This is a genomic window from Actinomycetota bacterium (assembly GCA_036280995.1).
GTDB lineage: Bacteria > Actinomycetota > CALGFH01 > CALGFH01 > CALGFH01 > CALGFH01.
The window spans coordinates 1-13,071 of sequence record DASUPQ010000285.1; the positions used below are offsets into that span (position 1 = coordinate 1).

Below are 13,071 nucleotides of genomic sequence, written 5' to 3' on the forward strand. Positions count from 1 at the left end.
CCTGGCCCGCTGGACCCTGATCGGCCCCGACGGGCGCCGGGTCACCCGCGAGGTCGCCATCCGGCTGTACACCCTGACCGAGCTGGCGGCCATGCTGGACCGGGCCGGCCTGGAGCTGCTCGAGGTCCACGGCGACCTCGAGGGCGGGCCGCTGGAGCTCGACTCGAGCTTCCTCGTGACGCTGAGCGCACCTGCCGGCGAGGGAATCAGCTGAACTCTTGAACCACTCATTCGTCGCTCTGGGGTGCGGGCAGGGAGCGGGATGGATCTCGGCCTCGGTTTCGACCAGGCCACCATCGCCGACCTGGCCGAGCCCAGGTCGTGCTGCGCCTGCCCGGGTAGCCGACCGGGGAACCTGCCGGTCGGAATCTACCGATCGTCGGCCGGAGGCCGACGCCGAGCCGTTGTCAGGCGGCGGCCGACCATGGCGCCGGCGCTCGTCACCAGCTCGCGCTGGAACCGGTCGGCGGCGGCGGTCAGGTGGGCCAGCTCGTCGGGGGCGAGGCGCAGGTCGGCGGCGGCCGCGTTCGCCTCCACCTGGGCGACCGACCTGGCCCCGGGGATGGCGACCACTCCCGGGTGGTGGACGACCCAGGCCAGGGCGACCTGGGCCGGGGTGGCCTGGTGGGCGGCGGCCAGCTCGCGCAGGGCCGACAGCACCGGCCCGGCCCGGCGCAGGTTCTCGGGCGAGAACAGGAGGTTCCGGGCCCGGACCCCGCCGGGGGCGGTGGCGGCGGTGTACCTGCCCGCCAGCACCCCCTGGGCGAGGGGGCTGTAGGCGACGATCAGGCGGCCGGCGGCGGCCGCGTGCGGCAGCAGGTCCCGCTCGGGCTTGCGGGTGAGCAGGCTGTAGCGGACCTGGTTGGAGACGACCGGCCCGCCCAGGGCGGCCTCGGCGGCCCGCCAGCGGCCGAGGCCGTAGTTGCACACCCCGGCGTGGCGGACGAGCCCGCCGGCCAGGAGGGTGCGCATCCCGGCCATGGTCGAGCGCTGGGAGACCAGCGGGTTGGGCCAGTGGACCTGGTACAGGTCGAGGTGGTCGCTGCCGAGCCGGGCCAGGCTGCCCCGGGCGGCCGCCGCCACCCGGTCGCGGGTCGGCCAGGTCGGGGTGACCTTGGAGGCCAGCACCACCTGGTCCCGGGCCGCCGGGTCGGCCAGGGCGCGGCCCAGCAGCCGCTCGGACTCGCCGCGGCCGTACAGCTCGGCGGTGTCGATCAGGGTGATGCCGAGCTCCCGGGCCCGGTCGACCACGGCCAGGGCCTCGGCCGGCCCGAACTGGGTGCCCCAGCCCCACTCGGGGGAGCCGAACTGCCACGCGCCCAGGCCGATGACCGATACCCGCAGGCCGCAGGCCTCGACGTAGCGCACGCTGGCGTCCCCTCCACAGCTGGCGTCGGGGATGCAGCATTCCGCGCCCCGGCGGATCCAAACCCGTGCCGGGCGGCGGATCAGGCGGTGCGGCGCCCGGCGAAGGCGCGCAGGTCCAGCACCGGCGCCATGGGCGCCGGCGCGGAGGCGGGGACGGCCGCGGCCCGGGGGCGGGGCGGCAGGAACCCCACGACTGCCGGGGGCGGAGCCCCCCGCATCCCCCCCGAACCCACGGCCATGGCCTCGGCCAGGGCCAGGGTCTCGGCGACCTCGAAGAACAGCTCGGCCAGGGACAGGTCGAGGGCGGCACAGACGGCCTCCAGGACCTCCGAGGAGGCCTCCTTGCGGCCCCGCTCGACCTCCGACAGATAGGTCAGCGACACCCCGGCGGCCTCGGCGACCTCGCGCAGGGTGCGGCCCTGGCCCTGGCGCCGCCGGCGCAGCGCCTCGCCAACGGCCTCGCGCAGCCTCACCTGCCCACGACCTCGTCGACCAGGCCGTACTCGAGCGCCTCGGCGGCCGAGAACCAGGTGTCGCGCTCGGTGTCGCGGTGGATGCGCTCGACCGGCTGGCCGGTGGCGTCGGAGAGGAGCTGGTCGATGCGGGCCCGCTGGCGCAGGATCTCCTCGGCGGCCCGTTCCAGGTCGGTGGCCTGGCCCTGGAACTGGCCGGCCCAGGGCTGGTGGATGAGGACACGGGCGTTGGCCGTGGCCCGCCGGCGGCCCTTGGTCCCCGAGGCCAGCAGCACCGAGGCCATCGAGGCGGCCATGCCGGCGCAGGTGGTGGCGACCGGGCAGGCGAGCTGGGTGATGGTGTCGATGACGGCCAGGCCGCTCAGGACCTCCCCGCCGGGCGAGTTGATCCGCAGCTCGATCGGCGCCTCGTCGTCCTCGCCCTCCAGGTACAGCAGCCGGGCCATCACGTCGTTGGCCCGGTCGGCGTCGATCGGCCCCGACAGCAGGATGACCCGGCGGCGCAGCAGCCGGTCGACCGGGTCGATCGGGCGGTCGAACGCCTCGGTGAAGGTCCCGATGCTCATGGGAGCAGGCTACCGGACCGGGCGGCCGCCGACGACCCGTTCCGCCGAGGGCGAACCGGGATAGGATCGGATCCGGTCCCCCGATCAAGCCAGCCGACGGAGCGCGCCATGGCCAGCTTCCACATCATCGAAGGCTTCGTGATCGTGGGCGGCTGGGCCCTGCTGTTCCTGTTCGGCATCGGCCTGTTCATCACCAAGCGGGACGCCAACCGGGTCTACTGGGGCCTGCTGACCGTGCTCCAGGTGCTGCTCGGCGTCCAGCTCCTGGTCGGGCTCGTCCTGCTGCTCTCCGGCGGCCGCCAGCCGCTGCTCCACTACCTGTACGGCGCGGTGTTCCCGGCCCTGGTCATCGGGGTCTGCCACGTGCTCACCCGGGGCCTGGAGAAGCCCCCGTACCACATGTTCTTCACCATCGGGTCGTTCTTCGTGTTCGGGCTGACGGCCCGGGCGCTGATGACGGGGCTGGGGATCGGCTGACCGGTGGCCCGTGACTGGCTACTCTATCGTTCAACCTTCCTCCGCCCCGCCCGATTTGCAAGGATGCGGCTCCGCCCCCTAGATAGAGGCAGCGTCCACTCCGACCCGAGGATGGCCATGCAGCCCAGTCGTCGCGCTCCCGCCCGCTGGCTCGCGGTCACGGCGCTCGTCCTGGCCGCCGCCGGCTGCACCCCCGAGAGCGTCACCGAGCAGGGCCAGGCCATCTACAACCTGTACAGCCTGTTCCTGTACATCGCCGCCGTCGTGTTCGTGGTCGTGTCGGGGCTGGTCATCTGGTCGGTGATCCGCTACCGGCGCCGCAACGACGAGCTGCCCACCCAGACCCACGGCAACAACCGGCTGGAGCTGATCTGGACGGCCATCCCCACGGTGATCGTGCTGGTCCTGTTCGTGTTCACCATCCAGGCGCAGAACAAGGTCCTGGACAGCCCCGGCGAGGCCGACGTCAACGTGACCGCCACCGCCTTCCAGTGGAGCTGGCGCTTCACCTACGAAGGCACCGGCGCCGAGGTCGTCGGCGGCCCCGAGACCATCCCCGAGCTGGTCGTGCCGGTCGGCCAGCGGGTCCGGGTCAAGCTGGTGTCGGTCGACGTGGTGCATTCCTTCTACGTGCCCCAGACCCTGTTCAAGCGCCAGGCCATCCCGGGCGTGACCAACGAGTTCGACCTCACCTTCGAGAGGACCGGCCTGTTCCACGGCCAGTGCACCCAGTTCTGCGGCCTGCAGCACACCGACATGGTGTTCCGGGTGCGGGTGGTCACCCAGGGCGAGTACCAGAGCTGGCTGGCCGAGACGACCAGGCGCGGCGCGGCCAGGCAACCGGGAACCTAAGGAGCGACGAGCGACAGATGGCGACCACCGAGCTTCCCCGGCCGGCGCTGCCCGAGGCCCACCACGAGGAGCCGGGCGGCATCGTCGACTACCTGACCACCGTCGACCACAAGAAGATCGGCATCCTCTACATCTTCACCGCCTTCGGGATCTTCCTGGCCGGCGGGGTGCTGGCCCTGGTCGTCCGCTGGGAGCTGGCCCAGCCAGGGCTCCAGGCCATGGGCGAGAACACCTACAACCAGGTGTTCACCATGCACGGCACCCTGATGATCTTCCTGTTCGCCGCCCAGGTGTCCACCGGGCTGGCCAACTACCTGATCCCGCTGCAGATCGGCGCCGCCGACGTCGCCTTCCCCCGGGCCAACGCCATGTCCTACTGGCTGTACCTGTTCGGCAGCCTGATCGTGTTCTCCAGCTTCTTCGTGGCCGGCGGCCCGGCCGCCGTCGCCTGGACCGCCTACCCGCCCCTGTCGACCGAGTACTTCCAGGGCACCGGGATGGACCTGTGGATCATCGGGCTGTCGGTGGTCGGCATCGCCGGCATCCTGGGCGCGGTCAACCTGGTCACCACCATCTTCCGGATGCGCATGCCGGGCATGACCATGTTCCGGCTGCCGCTGTTCTGCTGGGGGGTGCTGGTCAACCAGCTGCTGATCCTGTTCGCCTTCCCGCCCCTGACGGTGGCGTTCGTGCTGCTGTTCATGGAACGCAACTTCGGGGCCAGGTTCTTCGACGTCGCCGCGGGCGGTAACCAGGTCCTCTACCAGCACGTGTTCTGGTTCTTCGGCCACCCCGAGGTGTACATCATCATCCTGCCCATCTTCGGGATCATCAGCGAGGTCATCCCCGTCTTCTCCCGCAAGCCGCTGTTCGGCTACCGGGCCATGGTGTTCGCCTTCTTCGGCATCGCCGCCCTGTCGTTCGGGGTGTGGGCCCACCACATGTTCACCACCGGCGTCGTCTACCTGCCCTACTTCTCGATCATGTCGCTGCTGATCGCGGTGCCCACCGGGATCAAGGTGTTCAACTGGATCGGCACCATGTGGCGGGGGTCGATCACCTTCTCGACGGCGATGCTGATGGCGCTGGGGTTCATCCTGGTGTTCGTGAACGGCGGCATCACCGGGGTGATGATCGCCTCGCCGCCGATCGACTTCGCCGTCAACGACACCTACTTCATCGTCTCCCACTTCCACTACATCATGGTCGGCGGGCTGCTGTTCGGGATGTTCGCCGGCTTCTACTTCTGGTTCCCCAAGTTCACCGGCAAGCTGCTGTCGGAGCGGCTGGGCCGCTGGCAGTTCTGGCTCTTCCTGGTCGGCTTCAACCTCACCTTCTTCCCCCAGTACCTGGTCGGCCTGGACGGCATGCCGCGGCGCATCGCCGACTACCAGATCGAGCGCTGGACCTCGGCCAACCTGGCCTCGACCGTGGGGGCGTTCCTGACCGGGGTGTCGGTGCTGCTGTTCCTCTGGAACTTCGTGGTGTCGATGAGGCGCGGCGCCCCGGCCGGCGACGACCCGTGGGAGGGCAACAGCCTGGAGTGGGTGACCACCTCCCCACCGCCCCACCACAACTTCCACGAGCTGCCCGAGGTCCACTCGGAGCGGCCGGCGTTCGACCGCCGCCACCCGCCGTCGTTCCCTGGCGAAGGCGCCGACACCGACCCCGAGCGCGACCCGGATCGGGGCTGAGCCGATGACCGACGAAGCCGGCATCCTCCTGCGGGTCTCGGGCTTTGGGTTCGTCGCCGGGATCATCTACTGGTTCCTCAGCTACGAGTGGCTCGGCACGGTCTGCCTCCTGCTGCTGGGCGCCGGGCCGGGCTTCGCCGGCCTGGTCCTGGTCCAGGAGCAGCGGCAGCGCGGCGGCACCGGCGAGTCCCAGGCCGACGCCCTGCGCCGCCTGGCCGGGATCCCGCCCCGGGACCCGCCCGGCCCCAAGGACCTGGAGGCCGAGGACCTGGGCGTGCTGCCGCTGCCCACCATCTGGCCGCTGGCCGCCTCCCTGGGGATGACCATCATGCTCACCGGGCTCATCTACGGGCTGTGGCTGGTCATCCTCGGCATCGGCCTGCTCGGCTATGCCGTCTGGGGCTGGCTGGCCGCCGTCAACCGCGAGAACCGCTACGGCCGCGTCCTGGCCGACACCGAGCCCCCCTCACCCCAGTCCGGCCCGGTGTCGGACCCGAGGCCGCACCCCGACCCGGAGGCGCAGGAGCGTCGCGACCGCCCCTGAGCGGCCCGGCCGCTACTCGCCGTGGGGGCCGGTGGCCGCCGGGGCCCGCTCGCCGTCGCTGGAGGCGGGCTCGAGGCTGACCGTCTCGTAGCCGCCGTCGGCGGTGCGGCTGAGGCGGACGCCGGCGTTGATCTGGGCCGGGCGGAGGCGGCTGCGGCTGAGGCCCTTGCAGATCCAGTAGGTGACCAGGAAGGTCACGATCGGGGCGACCACCAGGCCCCACTGGAGGATGCGGGTGATGGTCTCGACCGGCACGTTGAGCAGGACCCCGAAGATGTCGTTGCCGCCCTCCAGGAACATGATGAAGAACACCATCAGGCCGGCGGCGCCGATGCCGGTGCGGACCGGGGTGTCGCGGGGGCGGTCGAGGAGGTGGTGCTCGGCCCGGTCCTTGGTGAAGCGGCGCTCGATCCAGGGCCACAGGGTGAGGATGCCGAAGGCGATGCCGGGGAACAGCACGGCCGGCCAGAACACCTCGGAGATGGTGAACCCGAACAGGGTCAGGTCCCAGGGCGGGCCGAGGCGCAGGGCGCCGTCGAGGAAGCCGATGTACCAGTCGGGCTGGGCCGGCGAGGTCACGTTGAAGGGCTCGAACGGCCCGTACTGCCAGACGGGGTTGATCTGGGCCAGGCCGCCCAGCAGGGCGAGCACGGCGGTGGTGAACAGCAGCAGCGACAGCGACTTGAAGGTCTGCTCGGGCCACAGCCGCTTGCCGACCACGTTGCGCTCGGTGCGGCCGTGGCCGGGGAACTGGGTGTGCTTCTGCAGCACCAGGATGGCTATGTGGACCCCGACCAGGGCGATCAGCAGGGCCGGGAGCAGCATCACGTGGAACACGAACAGCCGCGAGATGATGTCGGGGGCCGGGAACTCGCCGCCGAAGAGGAGATAGGTCGCCCAGGTGCCGATCACCGGGATGGCCAGGGTCACGGCGTAGAAGATGCGCAGGCCGATGCCGGAGAGCAGGTCGTCGGGGAGCGAGTAGCCGGTGAAGCCCTCGCCCAGGGCCAGGAACAGCAGCAGGACGCCGACCAGCCAGTTGACCTCGCGGGGGCGGCGGAAGGCGCCGGTGAAGAACACCCGGCACAGGTGGATCACGATCGCGGCCACGAACACCAGGGCCGCCCAGTGGTGGGTCTGGCGCATCAGCAGGCCGGCCCTGACCTCGAAGGAGATCCGCATGACCGAGTCGTAGGCGGCCGTCACGTGCGCGCCCCGCAGGGGCTCATACGGGCCGTCGTAGATGACCTCCTGGACCGACGGGGTGTAGAAGAAGGTCAGGAAGACGCCGGTGAAGATCAGCACCACGAGGCTGAACAGGGCGATCTCGCCGAGCAGGAACGACCAGTGGTCGGGGAAGACCTTGCGCAGGGCCGTGCGGGCCAGGCTGGCCGTGCCCAGCCGCTCGTCCAGGTACTTGAAGGACCGCTCGGTCACCGTGCTCATCATCGGCCTCGATTCATGTCCCAGAACGCCGGCCCCACGGGCTCGGGGAAGTCCCCCTGGGCAACCAGGATGCCATCCTCGTCGACCCCCAGGGGCAGCTGGGGCAGGGGCCGGGCGGCCGGCCCGAAGAACGGCCTGGCCCCGTCGGACACGTCGAACTGCGACTGGTGGCAGGGGCAGATGAGCGACTGGCTCTCGGCCCGGTACAGCCCCACCGGGCAGCCGGCGTGGGTGCAGATCTTGGAGTAGGCGACGTGGGTGCCCTCGGGCACCCCGGCCATCTTCTCCGGGGGCAGCTTCAGCGACCCCGGGCGGACGTGGATGAGCAGGGTCTGGGCGTCGGCGGCGCCCTCGTGGCCCTCGGGGAACACGGTCAGGAAGCCGTCCTCGGGGACCTGGCCGAGGGTGACCGGCTCGCCCTCCTCGTCGACCACCCGCGAGCCCCGCCGCCACGGGGTCATCTTGAGGGTGTTGCCGGGGGCCGGGCCGAGCGACAGCACCGGCAGCAGCAGGGCCAGCCCGAGCGCCCCGCCGGCCCCGGCGAGCAGCTTGAGCAGCATCGAGCGGCGGCCGAGGACGGGGCCGACCTCCTCGGAGAGGGCGTCCCCGAACGCCTCCCGGCCGGCGGCGCCGCTGCTCAGCTCGTGGCGCTCCTCGACCACCTCGCGGGCGTCGAGCAGGTGGTTGGCCCAGATGCCGAGGGCGACCCCGAGCCCGCCCAGGGCGACGGCGAACAGGACCCCCTCGACCTGGGTCTGGCCGCCGCTGAAGTAGACGACGAACAGCCCGATCCCGGCGACGACGGTCACGGCCAGGGCGATCGCGGTGCGCCGTTCGGCCCGGCGCTGGCCGCCGGTGAGCTCCCGGTTGGCCGGTCCCTGCTCGGTCTGGCGGTCGACGTCCACCCGTTCGCTCCCCTGCTGGTCGCTGTCGGTCATGACTTCCCGGTCGCTGCTCCGGTCGGTTTCAGCCGCGCCCGGCGATCCAGCGGGAGGCCACCACCAGCAGCCCCAGCCCGATCACCCAGGCCACGAACCCCTCCGGCACCGGCCCCTTGCCGCCGATGGGGGCGCCGCCCTCGTTGTAGGGGTCGGTGCGCAGGCTCTCGACGTAGGCGGCGATGTCGTCGACGTCCTGCTGGCTCTTGGCGGTGCCGAACTCGTAGTCGGTCATGCCGCCGCCGACCGGCATCTGCCCGGGGCCGATCTTGATCGCCTCGGCCACGTCCTGGGGGTGGACGTCCTGCAGCGACACGGCGATGTTCTCGCCGCCCAGGGCCGCCCCGGCGCCGTTCATGCCGTGGCAGGCCGCGCAGGCCTGCCCGTAGAGCTCGCGGCCGCGCTGCAGGTTGCCCCGGGCCGGGTCGACGTCGGGGAGCTGGGCGTCGCCGACCGCCTTGCCGATGTAGACGACCAGGGCGCGGACGTCCTCGTCGCTGAAGCGCTGCTTGCCGCGCTCGATGGCCGGGCCCTTGTTGTCCTTCCAGGGCATCCGGCCGGTGCGCAGGACCCAGTTGACGGCCGCCGCCCCGCCGACGTCGTTGAGCGACGGCACCGTCGGGTAGTAGCTGGGGCCGGCCGGGTCGGGGCCGTGGCAGGAGGCGCAGGCGTTCTCGTACAGCTCGCGGCCGCGGGCGTTCAGGGCCGGGCTGTCGCTGGGCTGCTGCTGGGCGGCGGCCGCGGCCGCCCGCCGGGACGAGGAGGCCGTCCCGGTCGTCGGCGTGAGGAGCAGGGCGAGCACGGCGATGCCGCCAAGGAGGATCGAGGTCCTGCGCACCCGGCCGCTCCCTTCGACGAGGACGGACGCCTGTTCTCATGCTAGGCAGGCGGGGACGCGCGGGCAATTCGGGATCCAGCAGCGATAGGCTCTTGCCGGGAACGCTGCGACCAAGGGGGGTCGATGGACACCGACGAGCTGACCTACGGCAGCTATCTGCGGGTCCCCGAGCTGCTGGCGCTGCAGCAGCCACGCTCGCGGCCCCCCCATCCCGAGGAGCTGCACTTCATCGTCGTCCACCAGGCGCTCGAGCTGTGGATGAAGCTGCTGCTGCACGACCTGGGCCGGATCCTGGCCCTGCTCGACGCCGACGCCTTCACCCGCGCCCAGGCCCTGCTCGGGCGGGTCAACCACACCCTGGAGCACGCTCTCGACCAGATGCGCAGCCTCCACACCCTGCCCCCCTGGGACCTGCAGCAGTTCCGCAGCTACCTGGGGACGGCCTCAGGCTCCCAGTCGGTCCAGTTCCGGGAGCTGGAGCTGCGCTCGGGGCTGCGCGAGCCCGCCTACCTGAAGGCGCTGGAGATCGAGTACGGCGGCGCCCTGCCCGAGCCGCTGGCCGCCGGCCTGGCCGAGCGGTCCCTGGCCGACGCCCACGCCGACGCCGCCGCCCGCCTGGGCGTCACCGACCTGGCGTCCTGGGCCGACTTCTACGTCGACCCCGGCCCCCGGACCGACTTCTACCTGGTCTGCGAGGCCCTGGTCGACTACGACGAGCGCTGGATCCGATGGCGCCAGGAGCACGTGGCGCTGGTGCAGCGTACCCTCGGCGACCACGCCCGCGGCACCGGCGGGATGGCCATCGCCTACCTGCAGCGGACCACCCGCTACCGGTTCTTCCCGGTCCTGTGGGCGCTCCGCGACGAGCTGGTCGTCCGCGGGGGTGGCCAGCTGGTGGGGCGGCCGCGGCACGAGACGAGCTGAAGGAGGCGCAGGGAGCGGTGGAGTACCGGCGACTGGGGGCGAGCGGGGTCAGGGTGTCGGAGATCGGGCTCGGCTCCTGGCTCACCTACGGGGTCGGGGTCGAGGCCGACCAGGCCAGGGCGTGCGTGGCCCGCGCCTACGAGCTGGGGGTGAACTTCTTCGACACCGCCGACGTGTACGGCCGGGGGGCGGCCGAGGAGGTCCTCGGCGAGGCCCTGGCCGGGTTCCCCCGCTCCTCCTACGTGCTCGCCACCAAGGTGTACTTCCCGGTCGGGGACGGGCCCAACGACCGCGGCCTGTCCCGCAAGCACGTCATGGAGCAGTGCCACGCCAGCCTGCGCCGGCTCCGCACCGACTACATCGACCTGTACCAGTGCCACCGCTTCGACGACGAGACCCCGCTGGAGGAGACCCTGCGGGCCCTCGACGACCTGGTCCGCCAGGGCAAGGTCCACTACGTCGGGGTGAGCGAGTGGACCGCCGGCCAGATCGGCGACGCCCTCGCCCTGGCCGACGAGCTGGGCCTTGACCGGCTGGTGTCCAACCAGCCCGAGTACTCGATCCTGCGCCGGCGCATCGAGGCCGAGGTGCTGCCCCTGTCGGCCCGCGAAGGCGTCGGCCAGGTCGTCTGGTCGCCGCTGGCCCAGGGGGTGCTGACCGGCAAGTACCGCAAGGGCCAGGCGCCGCCGTCCGACAGCCGGGCCGCGTCGCGCAAGATGGGCTCGTTCGTGGGCCGGTTCCTCACCGACGACGTCCTGGACGCGGTCGAGCGGCTGCGGGTGGTCGCCGACGAGGCCGGCCTGACCATGGCCCAGCTCGCCCTGGCCTGGGTGCTGCGCACCCCGACGGTGGCGTCGGCGATCGTGGGCGCGTCCCGGCCCGAGCAGCTGGAGGACAACTGCGCCGCCGCCGGCCGCCGCCTGGACGGCGAGGTGCTGGCCGCCGTGGACAAGGCCGTGGCCGGCGTGCTGGAGCCGTGAGCCGGATGCCGGTCCTGGCCTTCATCCCGCCGCCGCCCACCAACGGCTTCCAGGTCGGGCCGTTCTTCTTCCACCTGTACGGGCTGTGCATCGCCATCGGGGTGCTGGCCGCGTTCTGGCTGGCCAACCGGCGCTGGGTCCAGGCCGGCGGCCAGCCGGGCGAGCTCGAGCGCCCGGCCATCTGGGCGGTCATCGCCGGGTTCCTGGGCGGCCGCCTCGGCTACGTCATCACCCACACCGGCGACTTCCGCGACAACCCGCTGGAGGTGTTCGCCATCTGGCAGGGCGGGCTGGCCCTGTACGGCGGGCTGACCGTCGGCATCCTCACCGGGCTGTGGGTGGCCCGCCGGCGCGGCCTGCCCGTGCTCAGGGCCCTTGACGCCGCCATCCCGGCCATCCCCCTGGCCCAGGCCTTCGGGCGCTGGGGCAACTACTTCAACCAGGAGCTGTTCGGCACCCCCACGACCGTCCCCTGGGCGCTGGAGGTCGACCCCGAGCACCGGCCCGACCGCTACGCCTCCTTCGCGACCTTCCACCCCACCTTCCTGTACGAGTCCATCTACAACCTGGGCGTGGTGGTCGTCCTGCTGCGGGTGTCGGCCACCCGGCGGCTCCGCCCCGGCAGCCTGTCGCTGCTGTACCTGGTCCTGTACGGCGCCGGGCGGTTCGGGCTGGAGCTGCTGCGCACCGACACCACCTACCGGCTGGGTGGCCTGTCCCGCAACGCCTGGATCTCGCTGGCCCTGGTCGTGGGCGGGTCGGTCTGGCTGTGGCTGCGGGAGCGCCGCCGGCCGGCCGCCGAAGCCGACGACGACGCCGAGGAGCGGCAATGGTCATCCTGAAGTCCCGGGACGAGATCGCCACCATGCGCCGGGCCGGGCGGGTGGTGGCCCGGACCCTGGAGCGGGTCGTGGCCGCGGTCCGGCCCGGGGTGAGCCTGCGCGAGCTGGACGACCTCGGGGCCCGGACGATCGCCGCCGAGGGCGCCACCGCCTCGTTCCTCGGCTACCACCCGCGGTTCGCGCCGACCCCGTTCCCGGCCAGCCTGTGCCTGTCGGTCAACGAGGTGATCGTCCACGGCATCCCCGACCGGCGCCGGCTGCGGGCCGGGGACGTGCTCTCGATCGACTGCGGCGCGGTGGTGGACGGCTACCACGCCGACGCGGCCGTGACCGTGCCCGTCGGCGAGATCGACCCGGCCGCGGCCCGCCTCCTGGAGGCCACCGAGCGGGCCCTGTGGGCCGGGATCGAGCAGGCCCGGGTGGGCAACCGGCTGTCGGACATCAGCCACGCCGTCGGCCAGGTCGCCCGCGCCGCCGGCTACGGCATCCTGGCCGACCACGGCGGCCACGGTGTCGGCCAGCTGCTCCACGAGGACCCGTCGGTCGACAACGACGGCCGCCCCGGCCGGGGCCCACGCCTGCGCGACGGCCTCGTCCTGGCCATCGAGCCGATGTTCGTCGACGGCGACCCGGCCTACGTCCACCGCCCCGACGGCTGGGCGGTGGCGACCCGCGACGGCTCCCGGTCGGCCCACTTCGAGCACACCGTGGCCGTCCTCGACGAGGGCCCGGAGCCGCTGACCGTCCTCCCCTCGGCCGGGAGGGAACCGGCGGCGCCGTCCCCTACGTGATACTCGCTGTACCGGTCGCCCCGACCGGGACCTGCTCGCCCGTTGCGTCCCTGGGATCAGAAGAGTGGGCTGCCGTCAGTGGCGTTGTAGCGCCGCACCTGTACCTCGATCGCGGCTGACCAGGTCGCGGTGAGCGGCGACATAGTTGTCACGCTCGGCTTCCTCGACGAGAAGGTGCCGCTCAGATGAGCCGGTGCGGGATCTCCTTGTTCAGCTGGCCGCGGTAGCCGCGCGGGTCGTCGTGGATGGGCGACTGGTAGGCCTCGCCGATGGTGGCCGCGCCCCACAGCAGCAGCAGGGCGGCGGCGATCAGCCGGACCACCCCCAGGGTCTCCCCC

15 protein-coding genes are annotated in these 13,071 nt (G+C 72.3%); 9 read left to right on the top strand and 6 right to left on the bottom strand.

Features of this window, described 5'->3' with window-relative positions:
• Positions 1 to 214 (top strand): hypothetical protein (locus tag VF468_09580; protein HEX5878558.1); only part of this gene is annotated, 214 nt, incomplete at its 5' end.
• A gap of 155 nt (positions 215 to 369) precedes the next feature.
• On the opposite strand, the gene VF468_09585 is transcribed toward VF468_09580, so the two are convergent.
• The 3 genes from VF468_09585 to VF468_09595 form a co-directional block, all read right to left on the bottom strand.
• The gene (locus VF468_09585) at positions 370 to 1,368 is read right to left on the bottom strand and encodes an aldo/keto reductase (protein HEX5878559.1); all 999 of its coding nucleotides are present in this window, start codon (positions 1,366 to 1,368) and stop codon (positions 370 to 372) included.
• Positions 1,369 to 1,448: 80 nt separating this feature from the next.
• A complete protein-coding gene (locus VF468_09590; protein HEX5878560.1) occupies positions 1,449 to 1,841 on the bottom strand; it encodes a helix-turn-helix transcriptional regulator in 393 nt (130 codons plus the stop codon).
• Positions 1,838 to 2,407: an ATP-dependent Clp protease proteolytic subunit gene (locus VF468_09595; protein ID HEX5878561.1), complete on the bottom strand. Its 570-nt coding sequence runs from the start codon at positions 2,405 to 2,407 to the stop codon at positions 1,838 to 1,840. Before VF468_09595 ends, VF468_09590 begins: the two co-directional genes overlap by 4 nt.
• A 108-nt stretch (positions 2,408 to 2,515) precedes the next feature.
• Here VF468_09595 and VF468_09600 point away from each other — a divergent pair, with 108 nt between their 5' ends.
• From VF468_09600 to VF468_09615, 4 genes are all read left to right on the top strand, one after another.
• Entirely contained in the window at positions 2,516 to 2,884 is a 369-nt protein-coding gene (locus tag VF468_09600; GenBank protein HEX5878562.1) for a hypothetical protein, read from the top strand.
• A 117-nt stretch (positions 2,885 to 3,001) separates the two neighbouring features.
• Positions 3,002 to 3,736 carry a cytochrome c oxidase subunit II gene (gene coxB, locus VF468_09605; protein HEX5878563.1) on the top strand — a complete coding sequence of 245 codons (735 nt, stop codon included), beginning with the start codon at positions 3,002 to 3,004 and terminating at the stop codon, positions 3,734 to 3,736.
• A 17-nt stretch (positions 3,737 to 3,753) separates the two neighbouring features.
• Positions 3,754 to 5,430: a cytochrome c oxidase subunit I gene (gene ctaD, locus VF468_09610; GenBank protein HEX5878564.1), complete on the top strand. Its 1,677-nt coding sequence runs from the start codon at positions 3,754 to 3,756 to the stop codon at positions 5,428 to 5,430.
• A gap of 4 nt (positions 5,431 to 5,434) precedes the next feature.
• Positions 5,435 to 5,974 carry a cytochrome c oxidase subunit 4 gene (locus VF468_09615; protein ID HEX5878565.1) on the top strand — a complete coding sequence of 180 codons (540 nt, stop codon included), beginning with the start codon at positions 5,435 to 5,437 and terminating at the stop codon, positions 5,972 to 5,974.
• Positions 5,975 to 5,986: 12 nt separating this feature from the next.
• Here the strand turns inward: VF468_09615 and VF468_09620 are convergent, their stop codons facing one another.
• Genes VF468_09620 through VF468_09630 form a run of 3 tightly spaced genes read right to left on the bottom strand, consistent with a single transcriptional unit; the run spans position 5,987 to position 9,196 of the window.
• Positions 5,987 to 7,411, bottom strand: a complete 1,425-nt coding sequence (locus VF468_09620) for a ubiquinol-cytochrome c reductase cytochrome b subunit (protein HEX5878566.1) — start codon at positions 7,409 to 7,411, stop codon at positions 5,987 to 5,989.
• Positions 7,412 to 7,419: 8 nt separating this feature from the next.
• Complete coding sequence (locus VF468_09625) at positions 7,420 to 8,358, bottom strand: Rieske 2Fe-2S domain-containing protein (GenBank protein ID HEX5878567.1); 939 nt, start codon at positions 8,356 to 8,358, stop codon at positions 7,420 to 7,422.
• A gap of 28 nt (positions 8,359 to 8,386) precedes the next feature.
• Positions 8,387 to 9,196 (bottom strand): c-type cytochrome, encoded by an 810-nt coding sequence (locus VF468_09630; protein ID HEX5878568.1) that lies wholly within the window; start codon positions 9,194 to 9,196, stop codon positions 8,387 to 8,389.
• A gap of 123 nt (positions 9,197 to 9,319) precedes the next feature.
• Between VF468_09630 and VF468_09635 the strand changes: the two genes are divergently transcribed.
• The 4 genes from VF468_09635 to map are packed head-to-tail and all read left to right on the top strand — an operon-like array spanning position 9,320 to position 12,733.
• A complete protein-coding gene (locus VF468_09635; protein HEX5878569.1) occupies positions 9,320 to 10,120 on the top strand; it encodes a tryptophan 2,3-dioxygenase family protein in 801 nt (266 codons plus the stop codon).
• Positions 10,121 to 10,137: 17 nt separating this feature from the next.
• Positions 10,138 to 11,100: an aldo/keto reductase family protein gene (locus VF468_09640; protein HEX5878570.1), complete on the top strand. Its 963-nt coding sequence runs from the start codon at positions 10,138 to 10,140 to the stop codon at positions 11,098 to 11,100.
• A 5-nt stretch (positions 11,101 to 11,105) separates the two neighbouring features.
• Positions 11,106 to 11,942, top strand: coding sequence for a prolipoprotein diacylglyceryl transferase (gene lgt, locus VF468_09645; GenBank protein HEX5878571.1), 837 nt, complete (start codon positions 11,106 to 11,108; stop codon positions 11,940 to 11,942).
• Entirely contained in the window at positions 11,930 to 12,733 is an 804-nt protein-coding gene (gene map / locus VF468_09650) for a type I methionyl aminopeptidase (GenBank protein ID HEX5878572.1), read from the top strand. The genes lgt and map overlap by 13 nt, the downstream gene beginning before the upstream one ends.
• Positions 12,734 to 13,071 lie beyond the last annotated feature (338 nt).